Origin of the sequence: Paenibacillus koleovorans NBRC 103111 (genome assembly GCF_004000845.1) — a bacterium.
Classification (GTDB): Bacteria; Bacillota; Bacilli; order Paenibacillales; family NBRC-103111; genus Paenibacillus_AA; species Paenibacillus_AA koleovorans.
The window spans coordinates 84885-103913 of sequence record NZ_BIMA01000011.1; the positions used below are offsets into that span (position 1 = coordinate 84885).

A 19029-nucleotide genomic window follows, 5' to 3' on the forward strand; every position below is an offset into this window, starting at 1 on the left:
GGAAAAGGGGCGTGCTCTTCTTTTGTTTTGGTAGTCTGGGTGGGGGGTTGTGTATCGTGTACGAGCAGGCGCGCGAGCTGTTCGCCAAGGCGGAGCTGAAGCTGTACATCTTCGACATTCATCGGCTGACGGCGATCAATATTCGGAATCGGACATTGACGGGTTTTTATATGATGACATACGTGAAGTCAGGCACGGCCAAGCTGCGCGTCGGCGACGAAGTGCGCGTCATTCCGCCTGGTTCGGTCATTCTCATCCCGCCCGGTGTAGAGCACGACCAGTACAAAGACTCGCCGGAGGAAACGGAATTTCTATGGTGGCATTTCACTTACAAGCTGGAAAATGTGGTGGATGTGATGAAATTTTTGCAGTTGCCTTATCTGTACCCGCTAGAGGATACGACCAAGTTCGAGACCGTATTTGCGGAGCTGATGGCCGGGACGGAGGAAGCGGGCGGGCTGTTGGGACCGATCCTGCAAAAGGCGAAGGCGCTGGAGCTACTGTACTTACTGCTCGACGGCGGCTTGCGGCAGCATGGCCGGATGGAGCCGCGCACCGGCTCGTCCGGGCTGCTCGGCTTGCTGCTGGAGCTCGTCCAGCAGCCGGGCAAGCCGGTGCCGCTGCGCCAGCTCGCCAGTCGGCTCCACCTGAATGCGACGTATCTCAGCAACCGGTTCAAGGAGCTGTTCGGCGAGTCGCCGGTCGTCTTGCAGCGCAAAATCGTCGTCGAACGCGCCAAATCGCTGCTCCGGCAAACCGACATGAGCATCGGCGAAATTGCATTGGCGATGGGCTATCCGGAGCTGACGAACTTCACGCGGCTGTTCAAGGGCTACGCCGGCGTCTCGCCGCAGCAATATCGGCAGCTGGAGGTGGAGCCTTTGTAGGAGGACGAGGCTGGACTCTGTATGAGTCTGGCGCGGCAGGTACGGTGCTGGTACGGTGCTGGTATGGTGCTGCACAGTGCTAGTACGGCTCTGCTCCTGCTCGATGGTGATTCAGCTCCAAGCAGTCGGACTACAGCAGCAGTTGTCTCCGTGCCGGATTCAACCGCCAGAAGTGCGTTCGTTGCTTGCCCCTGCCTTGCGGGAGCAGCCATTCCTTTTCCTCCAGCTGTCTCAAATACTTCCTCGCCATATCGTAGCCGCGTTGAATGGTAAGTTGGACATCGGCCAGCTTGATCGGTCGCTCGATACGCATCGCCAGCCGGATGATGTCTCGTTCCAACGCCGTCAGCTCGGTTGTAGCTGTCAGCAGATCCCCTTCCCCGAATAGCAGCCCCATTAGCTGTTGAAACAACTGTTGCCACAGACGGGGGCGTTCCTTCACATCGTCCAGACTGATCCGAATGATGGTCCAGCGATCGTTCACTAAATGCATGTGACGCACCCATTGATTCGAATATTGGCGCCGGTCCATCTTGTCGTAATGCTTGCCGAACGGATCGACCTCAATGGAAATTTTGACACCGGAACGGATATAAGTGAAGTCGATATATCGCTTACCGTCGAAGTAATCGATCACCTCATACTCCGGGTGCAAAAAATTCAGCGTCCCGAATGCCGGCCACCACACTCGCTTCAGAAACTCCTGCTCCGCATAGCCATGTCCACTCTTTAGTTTGCGTTTCGCTTCCCCTTTCCGCTGCTTCAGATGCAAGTCCATCCATTCCTTGTGAGCATGCTCAAACGATCCAGTGGTCAAAATGAAGTTCTCCCTTTTTCCCGCAAAACAAAAAGCGCCGCTCCACAATGACTGTGAAGGCGGCGCATGCTTTGCGTCCGTTTATTTGTTGATGCTGAGCTAATTGTAGCAGGATTGTTGGCTGGGAAGCAACCCTGCTATCGGCGCAGTCCGAAAAAATCGGACTGGAGAGGCGGTCGTCTTCCGGATATGCCACGTAGTCCGAATTAGCCGAATTGGAGAGTCGATATCCGAAGGGGGTGTGCGAAAACGGCGCTTTAAGTGGGCAAAATCGGACTGCAGCGGACTTCCTGGCTCGCAGAAGCTACGCAGTCCGAATAAGTCGGACTGCATCCGCGGAGGAGTGAAGAGATATGGCTTAAAAGCCTGGTTACTGGCCGGAGTGAAAGTGTCATGCTGGAAAGTAGGGAGTAGAGCTGAGTGTGACCTTAGATGCGATCCAGCCGGTAGACCCCCAGGTTACTGGCTGGGAGTGAAAGTGTCGTGCTGGAAAATAGGGAGTAGAGCTGAGTGTGTCCTTAGATGCTGCCCCGCCGATAGACCTCCTGGTTACTGGCTGAATCCGAGCGTGTCGTGCTGGAAAGTAGGGGTTAGAGCTGAGAGTAACTTTAGATGCAACCCAAACGGCCGACCTCCAAAGTAACTTGCTCGGTTACGCAGTCCGAAAAAATCGGACTGGAGAGGCGGTCGTCTTCCGGGCATGCCGTGTAGTCCGAATTAGCCGAATTGGAGAGGCGACATCCGAAGGGGGTGTGCGAAAACGGCGCTCTAAGTGGGCAAAATCGGACTGCAGCGGACTTCCTAGCTCGCAGAAGCCACGCAGTCCGAATAAATAGGGCTGCGTCCGCGAAGGAGTGAGGAGATATGGCTTAAAAGCCTGGTTACTGGCTGGATCAGAGAGTGTCGTGCTGGAAAGTAGGGGTTAGAGCTGAGTGCGACCTTAGATGCGGCCCCACCGGTAGACCTCCTGGTTACTGGCTGAATCCGAGCGTGTCGTGCTGGAAAGTGTGGGTTAGAGCTGAGTGTAACTATAGATGCAACCCAAACGGCCGACCTCCAAGTAACCTTGCTCGGTTACGCAGTCCGAAAAAATCGGACTGGAGAGGCGGTCGTCTTCCGGATATGCCACGTAGTCCGAATTAGCCGAATTGGAGAGGCGATATCCGAAGGGGGTGTGCGAAAACGGCGCTCTAAGTGGGCAGAATCGGACTGCAGCGGACTTCCTGTGACTTCCTGGCTCGCAGAAGCCACGCAGTCCGAATAAGTCGGGCTGCGTCGGGACGAGGTGTGTCAGGCACAGAATGGCAAGGTAGCCGAGTGCTGTTATCATCTTAATTGGAATAATTATAATTAAATATTGAATATAATTAATTTTAGATTATAATAATTCTAAATAAGAATTCTCAACACCAAGCCAACCGACTAACAAACCATTTAGAAGGAGTGTTGCCGCATGTACGATGTCATCATAATCGGCGGAGGGCCGGCGGGTTCGTCGGCTGCCGTCTATACTTCGCGGGCCGGGTTCCGGACGCTCGTCATCGATAAAGCCCCGAACGCAGGAGCGCTTGCCCTCACACATAAAATCGCCAACTATCCCGGCGTAGAGGAGGAGTGCACGGGCAAAGAGCTGCTCGACCGGTTCCGCCGACAGGCGCAATCGTTCGGCGCCGAATACATCCAGACGACGATCACCGCGGTCGACGTTGAGGGGGACGTGAAGGCCGTGTTCACGGCGGACGGCTTCTTCGAGTCGAAGGCGATCGTCATCGCCACCGGTTCCAAGGGGCGCAACCGGATGCTGCCCGGGGAAGAGAAGCTGCTCGGCCGAGGAGTCAGCACCTGCGCCACTTGCGACGGAGCGTTCTTCGTCGGCAAACGGGTGGCTGTAGTAGGCGACTCGGAGGAAGCCGTCGATGAAGTGCTGTCGCTCGCCAAATTCGGCATGGAGATCGAATTCATCGTCCCGCGCTCCGAGCTGCAAGGAGATGCCGAAGTGCCGTCGCATCCCAACATGACCGTCCACTACAAAACGCGGCCGCTCGAAATTCTGGGCGACAAGCGGGTGGAGGGATTGCGCGTCAAGTATCCGAACGGCGAGGAAGGGACGATCGCCGTCGACGGCGTCTTCGTCTTCCTGTCGGGGAGCAAGCCGGGCACGGACTTCCTGCAGGACCAGGTGCCGCTGGACGCTGACGGCTACATGGTGCTCGATTCGCTGATGCAGTCGCCGGTCCCGGGCGTATTCGGTGCCGGCGAAGTGCGCCGCACTCCGGTGAAGCAGGCGGTGGTAGCCGCCGCGGACGGAGCGATCGCCGCGATGGCGGTCGACAAATTTTTGAACAAACGGGCTCAAGTGATCCCGCAATACAAATAACCAATCCAATAAGGAGGCACCATCCATGTCCATGTCCATATCAGCATCCACTCCAGCTATCGTGTACTCAAGCACGAACTGCCACTACTGCGCACAGCTGAAGCAATATTTGACCGAACAAGAGATTCCCTACGAGGAGCGCAACATCGACCAGAGCGAGCAATTCGCCCAAGAGCTGTCCGATCTCGGCATGATGTCCGTCCCCGTTACCGTGATAGGCAGCATGACCATTCTGGGGCTGAACCCTACCCGGATCAAAAAAGCGTTAGCTGCAATAGCAACCGTTTAGCCGCCATCACCATCTCAACCACCATTATCATTATCCCATTCCCTCAGAGGAGGATTTCATATTTATGACAACCCAAACAACGAACGCACTCGCACCCTCAGCCGCACCGAAAATGGGCCAGCCGGCCCCGAGCTTCTCCATGCTGTCTACGAAAAATCCGGAAACGCTGAGCGAAAAAGTGAGCCTGGACGATTACAAAGGCAAATGGCTGATGCTGTTTTTCTGGCCGTTCGATTTCACGTTCGTCTGCCCGACGGAAATTATCGCGTTCAGCGACCGCTACGACGAGTTCCTCGACCTGGACTGCGAAATTGTAGGCGCATCCGTCGACAGCGTCTACACGCACCGCGCTTGGACGAACACATCCCGCGACAGCGGCGGAATTGGACCGATCCGCTACCCGATGGGCGGCGACGTCACGAAGGATGTGTCTCGCGCGTACGGCGTGCTCGACGAGGAAAGCGGCGCAGCCCACCGTGGCTTGTTCATCATCGATCCGGAAGGCATTCTGCGCTACCAGGTCGTAACCGACATGAACGTAGGCCGCAGCGTGGACGAGACACTTCGCGTGCTCCAGGCTCTCCAAGCCGGAGGCTTGTGCCCTGCGAACTGGAAGCCGGGCCAGAAGACACTGTAAGGGAAGCATCGTATCGTTCACCGAATGCTCAAATTCTGAAGTCCCGGGCGGCTGGCAAAAGAGGCTCACTTTCGCTATGATGTTGGCTAGTAAGGCGAATAAGGAAAGCGAAGGTGACCGCATCATGCTGCGAACTTATGGAGCAATCGGCAGCTTGCTGGCTCTGCTGGCAGTGGCGCTCGGCGCGTTCGGCGCGCACGGGCTGGAGGACAAGATCGATGCCGACCTGCTGGCGGCTTACAAAACCGGCGTACAATACCACATGTTCCACGCCCTCGGGCTCATCGCTCTAGGTATCGTCTCGGACAAGCTGAGCGGAGCGGAAGGATCCCTGAGATGGGCAGGCCGGCTGCTGACAGCAGGTATCGTGCTATTTTCGGGAAGCTTGTACGTGATGGCCGTAACCGACATCAAGCCGCTCGGCATCATCACGCCGTTCGGGGGCGTCGCCTTTTTGGCAGGCTGGGCCTTCCTGGCGTCGGCCTTCTGGAAGCAACGCCGTTCCTCCTAGAGCACTAAAACAAAATCAAGCACAAAAAAACGGATGCCCCCGCACGGGGCATCCGTTTTCTACTTACCAGAAAAATCCGGGGCCGCCGAAGCCGCCGCCAAACCCTCCGCCAAAACCGCCGAACGGACCGAACCCGCCGAATCCCGCTCCGGCTTCTCCGATCGCAAGCAAGTCGAACAAGACGAGCGGAAAGAAAGCTTTGGTCCGGGCTTTATTTTTCCCCGGGAGCTCCACCAACAGCTGGTTGCCGCGCATGCCGCGAAGGATGCCGGATACGACGGCGCCGTCCTTCTTCACAGCGACTATACGTTTGCCCAACAGCTTGCGGGCATCCGAACGAGTGACTCTGCGCTTCATGCAAATCCCTCCCTTCTATGAAGCTACTCTATGATATTCCAAGTAGTTTGAATTGATTGGACATGTATCCTCGTCGCTTAGAAAAGAGAAAACCCCGACGCTAGGTCGGGGCTTCCATATCTTCAATTTCATTCAGCTTGAAGGAGTACACCTTTTTCTCATCCACATGATAGATCGTCAAGTTGTCGGCAGCCGCATCGAAGTTCAAAATCCGGCAAGGCAAGCTGAGCCTGACTCCCTTGCCCTTCACGACGGTGAGCCGGATGAGCGTGCCCTTGTCCTTGTACTCCTCCAAATCCGCGAGGCTGATCTTTTCTTTGCTGATCTTGGCCTTCGGTGACGTAGCGGCGGCAGGACGAGGTGTTGATGAAACTGCTGGAGCGGCTGCAGGAGCAACTGCTGGAGGCAGCGGCGAGGTCGATCCGGGGGAAACGACAGGCGGATGGACCGTCTGCGGCGGCACCCCGACAACATTTGCAGCAGCTAGTGCAGCTTCGATCTGTTTGCCAAGCTCAATGCCCCCTGTAATTCGAAAATCTTTCACCTTGTCATGGTTTAACACTTGCATAAGCGTAGCCAGGGCGAGCGCGTGGGAGCTGTGCTCAAGCATGATTTCCACTTGAAACAAATGCGGCTTTTTCTCCAAAGGGGTACGTTCTTGTCCCATCGTTCACACGTCCTATCCTACCAAAAGTTCACCAACAACTTCATATACAAATATACATAAAATGAGGCGCGTTGAGTACCGGGGATGCAAAAATTTCGGGCGTATATTTTTCGTAAGGACCTGCCGCAGGAAGGACGCGAGAGCAACCCGTAGAGCATACAATAATAAAGCAATACGGATTCGCTTGCAAATAGAGGGTCCGTGGAAGAGGAGGTGCGAGGGATGATTCAGGCCAAACCGATCCAAATCGGCGATCGCACGGTGATGGGCATCACGGTCGAGCTGCCGAAGACGACGCTGGTCATCGTGACGACGGATAAAGGCTATATCATGTGCGGTGCCTTGGATGTTGCATTATTGAACGAGAGACTTCGATCCCGGAACATCATTGCCGGGCGGGCTACCGGAGTCAAGACGCTGGAGGACTTGCTGGAGGCGCCGCTCGAGTCCGTCACCCATACGGCGGAAGAAATGGGGATCGTGCCCGGGATGAAAGGGAGCGAAGCGATTTTACTCATGCTGTAAGCGGTGAAAGGGGCGTAGAAGGGCGGCAAAAAATAATGGAAGGAACGAGACCGGGTCTCGTTCCTTCTGGCTGCTCTATCGTTAGCGGCTAACGGCTCTCGCGCTCGTCCCGAATCGTGCAGACAAGCCGTTCCGCCTCTTCGGGGGTAAGAGGCAGGCCGTCCAGCACAACCATACGTCCATCGGTCGTATATTCACCAAGATCTATCGGATCCGGTGCCGAATCCGGCGTCGAGGTAAAGCTCGGATCGTCCGTCCGGCACAATATATAGTCGAGAGACACTTGGTAATAGTCGGCAATCGTACATAAAGTCAAATAATCGGGTTCTCTCCGATTGGTTTCGTAGTGAGACAGCGCTGCCCGGGAAATGCCCAGCTTGCCTGACAGCTCTTCCTGGGTGAGCCCGGTTTTATCCCGCAGCGCTGCCATTCGTTCGCCGCAACGGATCATAATACTCTCCTCCTCCTTGGACTGATGTGGGAAATGTAAAGATCCCTAAACAATTCGGAGCAAAACGCCTAATTGTGGGGGGGAGCCGTCCGGGAAAACAAAACAGGAGGGGAGCACCGGAACGGGCTCCTCCTCCTCCTCCTCCTCCTGGCTGCCGTTATTTCGCAGCTGTCGCTCTGGAGTCGAGCAACTGCTTCAACAAGTCGGGCCGATTCGTGATGATGCCGTCGGCGCCAAGATCGAGCAGTTCCTTCATCGTAGCCGAGTCGTCTATAGTCCAATAGTGAACCTGTATGCCGAAACGATGAGCCACCTTGATCAGCAGCTCGTCCTTCAAATTGATGCCGCTGCTGCTGACCGGAATCTGCAGCACGCTCGCCTGCGGCCGGAACAAACCGGGCAGGAACGCCTTGGCCAACACCACGAAGCGGGTCACCTCGGACCGTCCGGCGCCTAGCGCCACCGTGCCGCCGGTGACACGGTCGAACCGGGCGATCGCCTCGTCGTCGAAGGAAGTAACGACCGTCTGCTTCTCCACTCCGAATTGCTTCAGCATGGCGAACAGCTTTTCTTCGATTAAAGGATAGACGCCTTTGATTTCGATGTTGTAATGGTAATGGGTACCGTAACGCTGGAATACTTCCTTGAGCGCAGGGATGTACACGCCTTTGCCGCGGTAGCTGGTCTGGCCGTTCAAATCCTTGAACGTGTAACCGGCGTCCAGCTTTTGCAGGTCGGCCAATGTATAGGAGTCCGTGCGGCCTTTGCCGTCCGTCGTACGGTCTACGGTCGCATCGTGCATGACGACGATTTCGCCGTCCTTCGTCATATGGATGTCGAGCTCGAGCACGTCGACATTCAAGGAATCCGCCACGTCGAAGGCTGCGATCGTGTCGGTCGGCGCCAGCAGCTCGCCGCCTTGATGGGCAATGTTAAGCGGCTTCGCGACCGGAGCCAGCGGATTCGGAGGCTGCGGCGTGAAGAAATAGTAAATGACGGTGCTGACCAAATAAAGAAGGACGATCAAAGCCAGCAGTCCTAGTGCGAACTGCTTCAGGAACGTCCCCCAGCGGGGACGCCGGCGACGGGACGTGCCGAAGCTGACCGGACTATAGTTGTGTTCGGTGCTCATAAGGGATCGTTACGCTCCTCTGGCTGTAGAGTGCTAGTTGTCGAACAGCGCCTTCAGGCTGTCGGAGTACGGAGCGCGGACGACGCCCTTCTCGGTGATGATGGCGGTCACATATTCGTTCGGCGTGATATCGAAGGCCGGATTGAACACTTTGACGCCGACAGGAGCGGTGCGTTTGCCGAAGCCTTGGGTGATCTCGTCCTCGTGGCGCTCCTCGATCGGAATTTGCTCGCCGGTCGGCGTATTCAGATCGATTGTAGACATGGGGCAGGCGACATAGAACGGGATGCCATGCGCCTTGGCCAGCACCGCTACGCTGTACGTGCCGATTTTGTTGGCGACGTCGCCGTTCGCCGCTACGCGGTCCGTCCCTACGATGACCGCCTGCACCCAGCCCTTCGCCATGACCATGCCGGCCATGTTGTCGCAGATGAGCGTCACGTCGACGCCGGCTTGCTGCAGCTCGAACGCCGTCAGCCGCGCGCCTTGCAGCACCGGCCGCGTCTCGTCGGCGAACACGCGCAGCGAGATGCCGCGCTCCTGCGCCAAGTACATCGGCGCCAGCGCCGTGCCGTACTTCGCCGTGGCCAAGCCCCCGGCGTTGCAATGCGTGAGGACGCCCATGCCGTCCTCGAACAGCGCGAGCGCGTGCTCGCCGATCAGCCGGTTCGTCTCCTCGTCCTCGGCTTGGATCAGCCGCGCCTCCTCGAGCATCGCGGCCTTCAGCCGCGTAAGACCGGCCTCGCCCTGCTCGCGCACAAGCTCCACCCCGCGGCGCTTCATCCGGTCGAGCGCCCAGAACAAGTTCACCGCCGTCGGCCGCGACGTCGCGAGATAATCGGCCTGGCGCGTAAGCTCCGCCAGGAACCGCTCGCCGGCGTTCTCGCCTTCAGCTACGCCTCGCACGCCGAGATACACCCCGTACGCGGCCGCAATCCCGATGGCCGGCGCTCCGCGCACCTTCAGGTGGCGGATCGCCTCCCAGACGTCCTCGGCCGTCGTGAGCTGCAAATACACGATCTCCTCCGGCAGCAGCCGCTGATCGAGCAGATCGAGATGTTCGTCCGCCCAGCGGACCGATTGCAGAGGGCTGGAGTTGGAACCCGCACCCATAATAGTAGAAACGTGATCCGTCATGTTGTGTGAAGCCTCCTTATTGTACAGCCTTCAGCGCGATTTCGAGCACTTGCTCGATCGAATCTGCTTGTCTATGCCCTTTGATCAGCGATTTGCCGATTGAGAGCGCGATGCGCTGAGCACGTTCCTTGGCAGCCGCATCCGAGATGCGGTCGATATCGGCTACATGCGCGAGCCCGACGACGCGGCGGATCATTTTGCAGCCGGCATAGCCGATCGAATCCTGCAGCAGCCCGGCGATGTAGGCGTCCTGGAAGCCCGGCGTGCGCGACATTCGGTCGACGCAGTCCTTGTCCCACAAGGCGCGGAATTGCTCCTCGAACACGGTCCATACATCCTTCACCGTCGCGAGCAAGTAGCTTCTCATGGAGGCCCGCTGCTCCGACGTCTCGCTCAAGCCCTCCTGCCCGGCGTAGTTCAGCAGCAGGTTGGCTAGCACAGCCCCGATGTCGAAGCCCATGGGTCCGTAATAGCCGAATTCCGGATCGATCACTTTGGTCGATTCCTGCGTAATGAAGATGCTGCCGGTATGCAGATCGCCGTGCAGCAGCGCTTGGGCATGAGTCAGGAAGCCGTGGCGAAGCCGCGCAACCTCGAGCTGGAGCGCGGTATCCGCCCAGAGCGCCTCTGCCTCATCGCGAATCGCTTCATCGAAGCTGTTGTTCGGCGAATCGGTATACGGGTCGTCGAAGATCAAATCTTCGGTAATTTTGCACAGCTCGGGGTTGATGAACTGCTTGACCCGCATTTTTTTATGCTGCTGATTCATTCCGAGGTCGGATGTGTAAAATAAAGTACGGGCCAAAAACGCCCCGATGTGTCCGGCGAAAAGCGGGTACTGGTGGCCTTCCATCAATCCGCGGCGCATGATGACGTGATCGCTCAGATCCTCCATCACCGTAAGCGCCAGCTCGGGCACGTATTTGTAAACTTGAGGCACCAGACTTGGGCAAAGCTCGTGCTGGATCATCAGCAATTCGCTCTCGATGCGAGCACGGTCGAGCGTGAGCGGCCAGGATTCGCCGACTACTTTCGCATAAGGCAGCGCTTGCTTCAGGATGACGCTGGCGTCGGAATGCTTGTCCCGAATATGGAAGACGAGGTTCAAGTTGCCGTCTCCGATCTCGCGGCTCGCCAGCTCCGCGCCGGGCTGGAACAAATTCGGTATTGTGCGGGCGAATTCGATCGCCTCTTGTTCGTTAAGCGGATGGTATTGGCTCATGAAAAAGGGCACCTCCAACAATTTTCTTCACCTAGTATAAGCGATATCCGCTAACGTGCAAATACCGGGCACATATTCCGAACGGTTTCACGTTAACCTAATCATATTCACAAACTTAAGGAGGAACATCCCAAATGTCGCCAACCTCAACTGCAACCGTAAGCGCCGTCGAAGTATTGAACAAACAAGTAGCCAACTTCAGCGTATTGTACATGAAGCTTCACAGCTTCCATTGGTTCGTCAAAGGCCCGCAGTTCTTCACCTTGCATGCCAAGTTCGAGGAGCTGTACACACAAGCCGCTGCCACGCTGGACGAGCTGGCGGAGCGCGTGCTCGCGATCAAGGGCAAACCGCCTGCTACGCTGAAGGAGCAGCTGGAGCTGGCGTCGGTCAAGGAAGCGAAGGGCAACGAGTCGCCCGATCAAATGGTGAAGGCGCTCATCGCGGACTACCAGACGATCATCTCGGAGATCGACAAGGGGGCGGATGCGGCCGATAAGGAAGGCGACGCCAGTACGGCGGATTTGCTGACCGGGCTGCAGACGACGCTCGAGAAGCAGGTGTGGATGCTGCAGGCTTGCATGGGCTAATAAGGAAACGACAAAAACCGTCCAACCGAATTGATCGGGTTGGACGGTTTTTTGTCAACCAAGACGCTAAGCCCTGCGATGTTCGATCAGATCGATGGCGCCAAGCACGATATGCGCCAGGCCGAAGCCCAGCACGCCCCAACCGACGGCAGGGAATTTCCCTCTCAATGCGACGCCCGATGCCGTGACTGCCGTTCCCAGAACCGTGGGTAGAAGACCTTCTCTCATGCTAAACCCCTCATTTCCATCGATTTTGTAAAGGACAAAGCGCATGATTAGGTTGCATGTTCGCCAACCGATCTATGCGCGAGCGGCGTTTGCATTGTTTTCCTTCGGAACGCTATAATCGGTTTGATGGAGGTGCAAAATGGCGATAATAGCTGAGGAGCAAAAAGCGGCATTAAAGGAATGGGCGGTTGCTGTTGAGGCGCTGCTCGAAGGAAGCCAGATCCTGATCATGCGCAAAGGCGGCATTATCGAGGAGACGCGGCATTTCGAGCTGGTGACGGACTCATTCTACTTTTACCCGACCTATGAGCACCAGAAGAAACGGCTGCTAAAAGAAGAGTACCAGGATCGTCTGGACCGAACGCTAGTCGGCTGGACGCCGGAAGACAAGTCGGTCACGATCCGCGCCTATGCCGAAGCGGTTGAGGATATCGAGGTGTTCAGCCAAGAGGAGCTGAATCGGCTGCGGGAGCTGCACATTTGGACGGACGAATTCTCATCGGAGAGACTGCATTGGAAGAAGACACAGCCTCTGCATGTGATTTTGCTTCGGGTGTACAAGCTGGTAGAGCCGATCGAAGCCGACATTCGAGAGGAATATATCGGGTGCAAGTCGTGGTTGGAGCTGCAATCGCCATTGCCGGCCGGCGTTCAGGCGGAGCCAGTACTGTCGGACGAGGAATTCGAGCGGAGATGCATGGAAGTGAAGGAAGCGCTGGGCCGCGTGTAAAATCGTGAGTTTCGGCTTGCCGCGCGGGTCGTAGGCATGTGGAGAGCCCCTGCAGGGGGTTAGGCTTCTCTTGCCTGTCGAAATCGGTTATAATGGATTTATTATTGAGAATCAATGAGAATCATTTAAGAATGATTCTTAAGTATCCGGAGGGAATTGGACAAATGGCTAACGCACCGCAATTCGTAATAGACGGCCTGAAGGCTTCTATTGAAGACAAAGAAATTTTGAAAGGCATCAATTTGACTATAAACGGCGGAGAAGTGCATGCGATCATGGGCCCTAACGGGACTGGCAAAAGTACGCTCGCATCCGCTTTGATGGGTCATCCCAAATACGAAGTGACCGAAGGCAGCGTGCAGTTGGATGGCGAAGAAGTGCTAGAGATGGGCGTGGACGAGCGCGCGCGCGCGGGTATGTTCCTTGCCATGCAATATCCTAGTGAAATTACAGGCGTCACGAACTCCGACTTCCTGCGCAGCGCGATCAACGCTCGCCGTGAGGAAGGCAACGAGATTTCGCTCATCAAGTTCATCCGCCAGATGGAGAGCAAGATGAAGCAGCTCGAGATCAACCCGGAATTCGCACACCGCTACTTGAACGAGGGCTTCTCCGGCGGGGAGAAGAAGCGCAATGAGATTTTGCAGATGATGCTGCTCGATCCGAAGATCGTCATTCTCGACGAGATTGACTCCGGACTCGACATCGACGCCCTGCGGATCGTGGCCGAAGGCGTGAACTCGATGCGCAACGCGGAGCGCGGCTTCCTGATCATCACTCACTATCAGCGGTTGCTCAACTACATCAACCCTGACTTCGTGCACGTCATGATGCAAGGCCGCATCGTTAAGTCCGGCGGTCCTGAGCTCGCTCAGCGTCTGGAAGCGGAAGGCTACGACTGGATCAAGGAAGAGCTGGGCATTGTGGATGAAACCGTAGGTCAAGAAGCTTAATATTTGTACACCGATCAGGAGGAAATGGATATGAGTACACAAACCGTTCTTCCAATCGACCGCGATTCCATCACACAGTTGTCCGCCCGCAAGAACGAGCCGCAATGGATGCAAGATCTGCGTGTGAAAGCTTTGGAATCGGCGGAGACGTTGGAACTGCCGAAGTTGGAGAAGACGAGAATCGACCGTTGGAAGCTGAGCTCCTTCGGTTCTTATAAAGACACGGCGCCGCTAGCCGGCCTTGAATCGCTGACCGGCGCCGCTCGCGATCTGCTGCAGGGCGAAGGTCATGCCGCCAATGTCATCGTGCAGCGCAATTCGGGCATCGCATGGAAGCAAGTGAACGAAGAGCTGACGAAGCAAGGCGTCGTGTTCACCGACCTCGAGTCGGCTCTGCAGACGCACGGCGAGCTCGTGCAGAAGCATTTCCTGTCCGTCGTCAAGGCGGATGAGAATCGTCTGACGGCGTTGCACGCCGCAATGTGGAACGGAGGGATCTTCCTGTACGTGCCGCGCGGCGTGCAGGTGGCGCTGCCGGTCCAGGCGCTGTTCCTTGCCGACGACGCTGAAGCTGCGTTCGCGCCTCACGTGCTGATCGTCGCCGAAGCGAACAGCTCCGTTACGTACGTGGACAATTATTTGTCCGACGACGGCCTGGAGCTCGTGCATAACGGCGTTGTCGAGGTTGTCGTGAAGCCGGGCGCCAAGGTGACATTCGCCTCGATCCACAGCATGGGCGCAGGTTCGACGGACATCACGTACCGTCGTTCCGTACTCGAGAACGATTCCAAGATCGAATGGATCATCGGCGAGCTGAACAGCGGCAACGCGATGGCCGACACGACCTCGATCCTGAAGGGCAACGGCTCCGATTCGGACGCCAAAGTGATCAGCATCGGCCGCGGCGATCAGAAGCTGAACCAGACGACTCGCGCCGTGCATTTCGGCAAGAGCACGCCGAGCCAGATGATCACCCGTGCGGTGATGAAGGAAGAAGCGACGGCGATCATCAACGGCATCACCAAGATCGAGAAAGGCGCAACCGGCGCGAACGGCCAGCAAACCGAGCGCGTGCTCATGCTGAGCCCGCGGGCGCGCGGCGACGCGAACCCGATTCTGCTGATCGACGAGGACGACGTGAAGGCCGGCCATGCCGCCAGCGTAGGCCAAGTCAATCCCGAGCAAGTGTACTACTTGATGTCCCGCGGCGTGCCTAAGGTCGAAGCCGAACGGCTGATCATCTATGGCTTCCTCGCTCCGGTAATCTCCGAAGTGCCTCTCGAGAATGTGCGCAAGCAGCTGGAGGCGCTGGTCGAAAGGAAGCTGGGTTAGATGCTGAACAGCGCCGAGCTCCGGGAGCTATTCCCGATCCTGCATCAGGAAGTGAACGGCCATCCGCTCGTTTATTTGGACAGCGCGGCTTCGTCGCAGAAGCCCCGCCAAGTGATCGAAGCGCTCCGCCACTATTATGAGCTGGACAATTCCAACGTTCATCGCGGCGTGCATACGCTAGGCTCCCGAGCTACGGACGCTTACGAAGGCGCCCGCGACAAGGTGGCGGCGTTCCTGAACGCGCGCAGCCGCGAGGAGATCATCTTCACGCGCGGCACGACGACGGCGATCAACCTGGTGGCGAGCAGCTACGCTCGCTCGGTATGCCGGGAAGGCGACGAAATCGTCATTACGCCGATGGAGCATCACAGCAATCTCATTCCGTGGCAACAAGCCGCCAAAGCGACCGGCGCCACGCTCAAATACATTCCGCTTCAATCCGACGGGACGTTGTCCTTACAGGATGTGGAAGCTACGGTAACGGATCGCACGAAGCTCGTTGCCGTGACTTACGTCTCCAACGTGCTCGGCGTGACGAACCCGATCAAGCAGATCGCCGCCATCGCTCACAAGCACGGCGCCAAGCTGGTCGTCGACGGTGCTCAAAGCACGCCACACTTGAAGGTCGATCTGCAAGATCTCGACTGCGACTTCTACGCGTTCTCCGGCCACAAGATGTGCGCCCCTACGGGGATCGGCGCACTGTATGGCAAACAGGAGCTGCTCGAGAAGATGGAGCCGATCGAGTTCGGCGGCGAGATGATCGACCGCGTCGACTTGTACGACTCTACGTTCAAGGATTTGCCTTGGAAGTTTGAAGGCGGTACTCCGATTATCGCCGGCGCCGTAGGCTTGGGAGCCGGCATCGACTTCCTGCAGGAGGTCGGCCTCGACCGGATTCACAAGCATGACCAGCATCTGGCGCAATATGCGATGGACCAATTGGTCGAGATTGAGGATCTCACCGTGTACGGGCCACGCGAAGGCCGTACCGGACTGGTCACCTTCAACCTGGCGGACATCCACGCCCATGACGTGGCTACGGTGCTCGACACCGAAGGCATCGCGATCCGGGCAGGCCATCATTGCTGCCAGCCGCTGATGCGTTGGTTGAATGTGAATGCGACGGCTAGAGCAAGCTTTTATTTATACAACACCGAGCAAGACATCGATCGGCTGGTTGACGGATTGAAGAAGACGAAGCAGTTTTTCGCCTCGATCGGTGAATAATACGGAACTGATACGTACACGAACCTTATAGGGAGGGATTACGAATGGCCAAGGATATGCTGGATATGGAAGATTACAAGTATGGCTTTCGCGACGAGCACCAGAACATTTTCCGTTCGGAAAAAGGGCTGACGGCAGATATCGTAGCGGAAATTTCGCGGATGAAGAACGAGCCGCAATGGATGCTCGATTTCCGCTTGAAGTCGCTTGACATCTTTAACTCGATGCCGATGCCTCGTTGGGGCGGCAACATGGACGATCTGGATTTCAACGACATCACTTACTACGTGAAGCCTTCGGAGAAACAAGGCAAGACGTGGGAAGAGGTGCCGGAGGAGATCAAGAACACATTCGACAAGCTGGGCATTCCGGAGGCGGAGCAGAAGTTCCTCGCGGGCGTCTCGGCGCAATACGAGTCCGAGGTTGTATACCACAGCATGCAGGAAGACCTGGAGAAGCAAGGGGTTATCTTCACGGATACCGATACGGCGCTTCGCGAGCATCCGGAGCTTTTCCGCGAGTACTTCGGGACGATCGTCCCGCCTAGCGACAACAAGTTCGCGGCGCTGAACAGCGCCGTTTGGTCCGGAGGCAGCTTCATTTACGTACCGAAGGGCGTCAAATGCGATATTCCGCTGCAGGCTTACTTCCGGATCAACTCGGAGAACATGGGCCAATTCGAGCGGACGCTCATCATCACTGACGACGACAGCTTCGTACACTACGTGGAAGGCTGCACAGCGCCGATCTACAGCACGAACTCGTTGCATAGCGCCGTCGTGGAGATCATCTGCAAGAAGAACTCCCGCGCCCGCTACACGACGATCCAGAACTGGGCGCCGAACATCTACAACCTCGTGACGAAGCGCGCGGTTGCCGAAGAGAACGCCACGATGGAGTGGGTCGACGGCAACATCGGCTCCAAGCTCACGATGAAATACCCGGCCGTCGTCCTCAAGGGACGCGGCGCCAAAGGCATGGTGCTGTCCATCGCCGTAGCCGGCAAAGGCCAGCATCAAGACGCCGGCGCCAAGATGATCCACCTCGCGCCGGATACGACTTCTACGATCGTGTCCAAGTCGATCAGCAAACACGGCGGCAAAGTAACATACCGCGGTCTCGCCTCGTTCGGCCGCAACTCGCAAGGCTCGAAGGCGAATATCAAGTGCGACACGCTCATCCTCGACAACCAGTCGACGTCCGACACGATCCCGTACAACGAGATCATGAACGACAACATTACGCTGGAGCACGAAGCTACCGTCTCCAAGGTGTCCGAGGATCAGCTGTTTTACCTGATGAGCCGCGGCCTGACCGACGCGGAAGCGACGCAGATGATCGTCATGGGCTTCATCGAGCCGTTCACGAAGGAGCTGCCGATGGAGTATGCGGTCGAGATGAATCGCTTGATCAAATTCGAAATGGAAGGAAGTATTGGTTAATACTTCCGTATTAACAGACGTGTCCGCATCGACAAGCACCTAGTGTATATGTCGATCGGGCACGTTTTTTGTTGTTCCCGACCCGAATCATCCCATCATTCCTTGTCCAATTAAGGATTCGAATGGATTTCCGAATTTGTTCTGAATAGTGTCCAGTAAGAAAGCCGATACTTTGGCCAAAAGGAGGCGGCTGACCAATGCCGATGGCCCACGTCAATGAAACGGCGCTTTATTATGAGACTCGAGGCAACGGAATTCCGATTGTGTTCCTGCATCCCCCGCTGCTCTCTTCGGCCAATTTCCGCTATCAACAGCTGCAGCTCCCGGACGAGTTTCAAATTATCACCTATGACATGCGCGGACATGGCAAAAGCGCCTATTCGCCGACGCCGCTCGCTTATGGGCTGCTTGGGAAGGATTTGATCGGCTTGCTCGATCATCTGCGGCTGTCGCGAGTGATCTTATGCGGCTATTCGACCGGCGGCGGTTTGGCGCTGGAAGCAATGCTCGCTTACCCACAGCGGTTTCTCGGAGCCGTCCTTGTCAGCGCTATGCCGGAGGTCGACGACCTGTGGCTCAAGTTCCGGCTCGTCGCCGCCACTCGACTGTCGGGGACGGCGTGGACGAACCATCTGCTGGCTTGGGGCATCGCTTGGGGCAACGCGGATCGTAAAGCTACCTTCCGTGAGCTGATGCGGGCGGCAGCCGAGGGCAACAAGGAAAACCAGAAGCAATATTTCAAAGCCAGCCTGCACTATGCTTGCGGCAAGAGAGTCGACTCGATCCGTCACCCCGTCCTGCTGCTATATGGCGAGAAGGACAAGAGGTTCCACAAATACGCGCAGCAGCTGCAGGATCGGTTGCCCGAGGCCGAGCTCATCCTTCTGCCGCAAGCGAAGCATCAAATTCCAACAAAAGAAGCGGCGCAGATGAACAAGCTGCTGAGCGGCTGGGTGAAGCGTCATTTTTGGCCGGACTCCACACGTTTCCGAAATTCCAGCGGTTTACGAAGCTCACCGGACGCGCATCCTATAATCGGAGGTGACAGTTCGCATGCCGAAACGGAATACCCCGGTTCATAAGACGAACAAATTCGAAGACGATCACATGAAGACGCTCAAAGCCGTGAAAGCCGCCGCTACTCCGCCAAGCCTGAACAATTTGCCAAAACAAAACAATCCACAGTAATCTATGGACCCGATCGGTGACAACCGGTCGGGTTTTTAGTTTACATATAAGAAAGTTTAAGTGCTTTACAGTGCTAAAGTGTAAGGGGGACGCTTGTTAAGCACGGTTGGGGTGAGGCTGAACGATAACGCTTCGCCATAACTTATTTCGCCGGAATGGGGAACTAGGGAGAGGAGCAGGTGCCCTCTGCTCCCTTTGGAAAACGCCGCTCTAATGGGGCCGATTCGGACTGCAGAGCTTTTCCGGGCGGTGAAGCGTGCGGTAGTCCGATTTTTGAGGCTGTCGATTAACTGTGCACTAAAAAAAGAGCCGCCTCTCGCCGGGAAA

22 protein-coding genes are annotated in these 19029 nt (G+C 56.7%); 14 read left to right on the forward strand and 8 right to left on the reverse strand.

Annotated elements, in window-relative coordinates; all coding sequences use genetic code 11:
* Window positions 1-56: 56 nt before the first annotated feature.
* A complete protein-coding gene (locus PKO02S_RS05695) occupies window positions 57-887 on the forward strand; it encodes an AraC family transcriptional regulator (RefSeq protein ID WP_127580135.1) in 831 nt (276 codons plus the stop codon).
* Between the two features lie 130 nt (window positions 888-1017).
* On the opposite strand, the gene PKO02S_RS05700 is transcribed toward PKO02S_RS05695, so the two are convergent.
* Entirely contained in the window at window positions 1018-1704 is a 687-nt protein-coding gene (locus tag PKO02S_RS05700; protein ID WP_127580136.1) for a DNA-binding response regulator, read from the reverse strand.
* Between the two features lie 1453 nt (window positions 1705-3157).
* On the opposite strand from PKO02S_RS05700, the gene PKO02S_RS05705 reads away from it, so the two are divergent.
* From PKO02S_RS05705 to PKO02S_RS05720, 4 genes are all read left to right on the forward strand, one after another.
* The gene (locus tag PKO02S_RS05705; RefSeq protein WP_127580137.1) at window positions 3158-4081 is read left to right on the forward strand and encodes an NAD(P)/FAD-dependent oxidoreductase; all 924 of its coding nucleotides are present in this window, start codon (window positions 3158-3160) and stop codon (window positions 4079-4081) included.
* A gap of 25 nt (window positions 4082-4106) precedes the next feature.
* The gene (locus PKO02S_RS05710) at window positions 4107-4370 is read left to right on the forward strand and encodes a glutaredoxin family protein (protein ID WP_246066853.1); all 264 of its coding nucleotides are present in this window, start codon (window positions 4107-4109) and stop codon (window positions 4368-4370) included.
* Window positions 4371-4434: 64 nt separating this feature from the next.
* On the forward strand, window positions 4435-5007 hold the full coding sequence (locus PKO02S_RS05715; RefSeq protein WP_127580138.1) for a peroxiredoxin: 573 nt from the start codon (window positions 4435-4437) through the stop codon (window positions 5005-5007).
* 124 nt (window positions 5008-5131) lie between these two features.
* Window positions 5132-5518, forward strand: coding sequence for a DUF423 domain-containing protein (locus PKO02S_RS05720; RefSeq protein WP_127580155.1), 387 nt, complete (start codon window positions 5132-5134; stop codon window positions 5516-5518).
* A 63-nt stretch (window positions 5519-5581) separates the two neighbouring features.
* Here the strand turns inward: PKO02S_RS05720 and PKO02S_RS05725 are convergent, their stop codons facing one another.
* Window positions 5582-5875, reverse strand: a complete 294-nt coding sequence (locus PKO02S_RS05725) for a 50S ribosomal protein L33 (protein WP_127580139.1) — start codon at window positions 5873-5875, stop codon at window positions 5582-5584.
* 100 nt (window positions 5876-5975) lie between these two features.
* Window positions 5976-6542: a hypothetical protein gene (locus PKO02S_RS05730; protein WP_127580140.1), complete on the reverse strand. Its 567-nt coding sequence runs from the start codon at window positions 6540-6542 to the stop codon at window positions 5976-5978.
* Window positions 6543-6764: 222 nt separating this feature from the next.
* Between PKO02S_RS05730 and PKO02S_RS05735 the strand changes: the two genes are divergently transcribed.
* On the forward strand, window positions 6765-7067 hold the full coding sequence (locus PKO02S_RS05735; protein ID WP_127580141.1) for a YunC family protein: 303 nt from the start codon (window positions 6765-6767) through the stop codon (window positions 7065-7067).
* 88 nt (window positions 7068-7155) lie between these two features.
* Here the strand turns inward: PKO02S_RS05735 and PKO02S_RS05740 are convergent, their stop codons facing one another.
* The 4 genes from PKO02S_RS05740 to mtnK form a co-directional block, all read right to left on the reverse strand.
* Window positions 7156-7518: a helix-turn-helix domain-containing protein gene (locus PKO02S_RS05740; RefSeq protein ID WP_127580142.1), complete on the reverse strand. Its 363-nt coding sequence runs from the start codon at window positions 7516-7518 to the stop codon at window positions 7156-7158.
* Window positions 7519-7675: 157 nt separating this feature from the next.
* Window positions 7676-8650, reverse strand: a complete 975-nt coding sequence (locus PKO02S_RS05745; RefSeq protein WP_127580143.1) for a glycerophosphodiester phosphodiesterase family protein — start codon at window positions 8648-8650, stop codon at window positions 7676-7678.
* A 33-nt stretch (window positions 8651-8683) separates the two neighbouring features.
* Complete coding sequence (mtnA, locus tag PKO02S_RS05750) at window positions 8684-9763, reverse strand: S-methyl-5-thioribose-1-phosphate isomerase (RefSeq protein ID WP_127580156.1); 1080 nt, start codon at window positions 9761-9763, stop codon at window positions 8684-8686.
* Window positions 9764-9803: 40 nt separating this feature from the next.
* Window positions 9804-11009 (reverse strand): S-methyl-5-thioribose kinase, encoded by a 1206-nt coding sequence (gene mtnK / locus PKO02S_RS05755; RefSeq protein WP_127580144.1) that lies wholly within the window; start codon window positions 11007-11009, stop codon window positions 9804-9806.
* 134 nt (window positions 11010-11143) lie between these two features.
* Between mtnK and PKO02S_RS05760 the strand changes: the two genes are divergently transcribed.
* Window positions 11144-11599, forward strand: a complete 456-nt coding sequence (locus tag PKO02S_RS05760; RefSeq protein ID WP_127580145.1) for a Dps family protein — start codon at window positions 11144-11146, stop codon at window positions 11597-11599.
* 66 nt (window positions 11600-11665) lie between these two features.
* Here the strand turns inward: PKO02S_RS05760 and PKO02S_RS05765 are convergent, their stop codons facing one another.
* Entirely contained in the window at window positions 11666-11827 is a 162-nt protein-coding gene (locus PKO02S_RS05765; RefSeq protein WP_127580146.1) for an asparagine synthase, read from the reverse strand.
* A gap of 139 nt (window positions 11828-11966) precedes the next feature.
* On the opposite strand from PKO02S_RS05765, the gene PKO02S_RS05770 reads away from it, so the two are divergent.
* The 7 genes from PKO02S_RS05770 to PKO02S_RS33595 all read left to right on the forward strand — a co-directional run bounded on the left by PKO02S_RS05770 (window position 11967) and on the right by PKO02S_RS33595 (window position 18702).
* Entirely contained in the window at window positions 11967-12557 is a 591-nt protein-coding gene (locus tag PKO02S_RS05770; RefSeq protein WP_127580147.1) for a DUF1802 family protein, read from the forward strand.
* Between the two features lie 164 nt (window positions 12558-12721).
* Window positions 12722-13510 (forward strand): Fe-S cluster assembly ATPase SufC, encoded by a 789-nt coding sequence (gene sufC / locus PKO02S_RS05775; protein ID WP_127580148.1) that lies wholly within the window; start codon window positions 12722-12724, stop codon window positions 13508-13510.
* Between the two features lie 30 nt (window positions 13511-13540).
* Window positions 13541-14842: a Fe-S cluster assembly protein SufD gene (gene sufD / locus PKO02S_RS05780; RefSeq protein WP_127580149.1), complete on the forward strand. Its 1302-nt coding sequence runs from the start codon at window positions 13541-13543 to the stop codon at window positions 14840-14842.
* Window positions 14843-16072 carry a cysteine desulfurase gene (locus PKO02S_RS05785; protein ID WP_373865194.1) on the forward strand — a complete coding sequence of 410 codons (1230 nt, stop codon included), beginning with the start codon at window positions 14843-14845 and terminating at the stop codon, window positions 16070-16072.
* Between the two features lie 44 nt (window positions 16073-16116).
* Window positions 16117-17514 carry a Fe-S cluster assembly protein SufB gene (gene sufB / locus PKO02S_RS05790; RefSeq protein ID WP_127580150.1) on the forward strand — a complete coding sequence of 466 codons (1398 nt, stop codon included), beginning with the start codon at window positions 16117-16119 and terminating at the stop codon, window positions 17512-17514.
* Window positions 17515-17711: 197 nt separating this feature from the next.
* Window positions 17712-18596, forward strand: coding sequence for an alpha/beta fold hydrolase (locus PKO02S_RS05795; RefSeq protein WP_127580151.1), 885 nt, complete (start codon window positions 17712-17714; stop codon window positions 18594-18596).
* A complete protein-coding gene (locus PKO02S_RS33595) occupies window positions 18568-18702 on the forward strand; it encodes a hypothetical protein (RefSeq protein WP_281280406.1) in 135 nt (44 codons plus the stop codon). Before PKO02S_RS05795 ends, PKO02S_RS33595 begins: the two co-directional genes overlap by 29 nt.
* The last annotated feature ends 327 nt before the right edge of the window (window positions 18703-19029 follow it).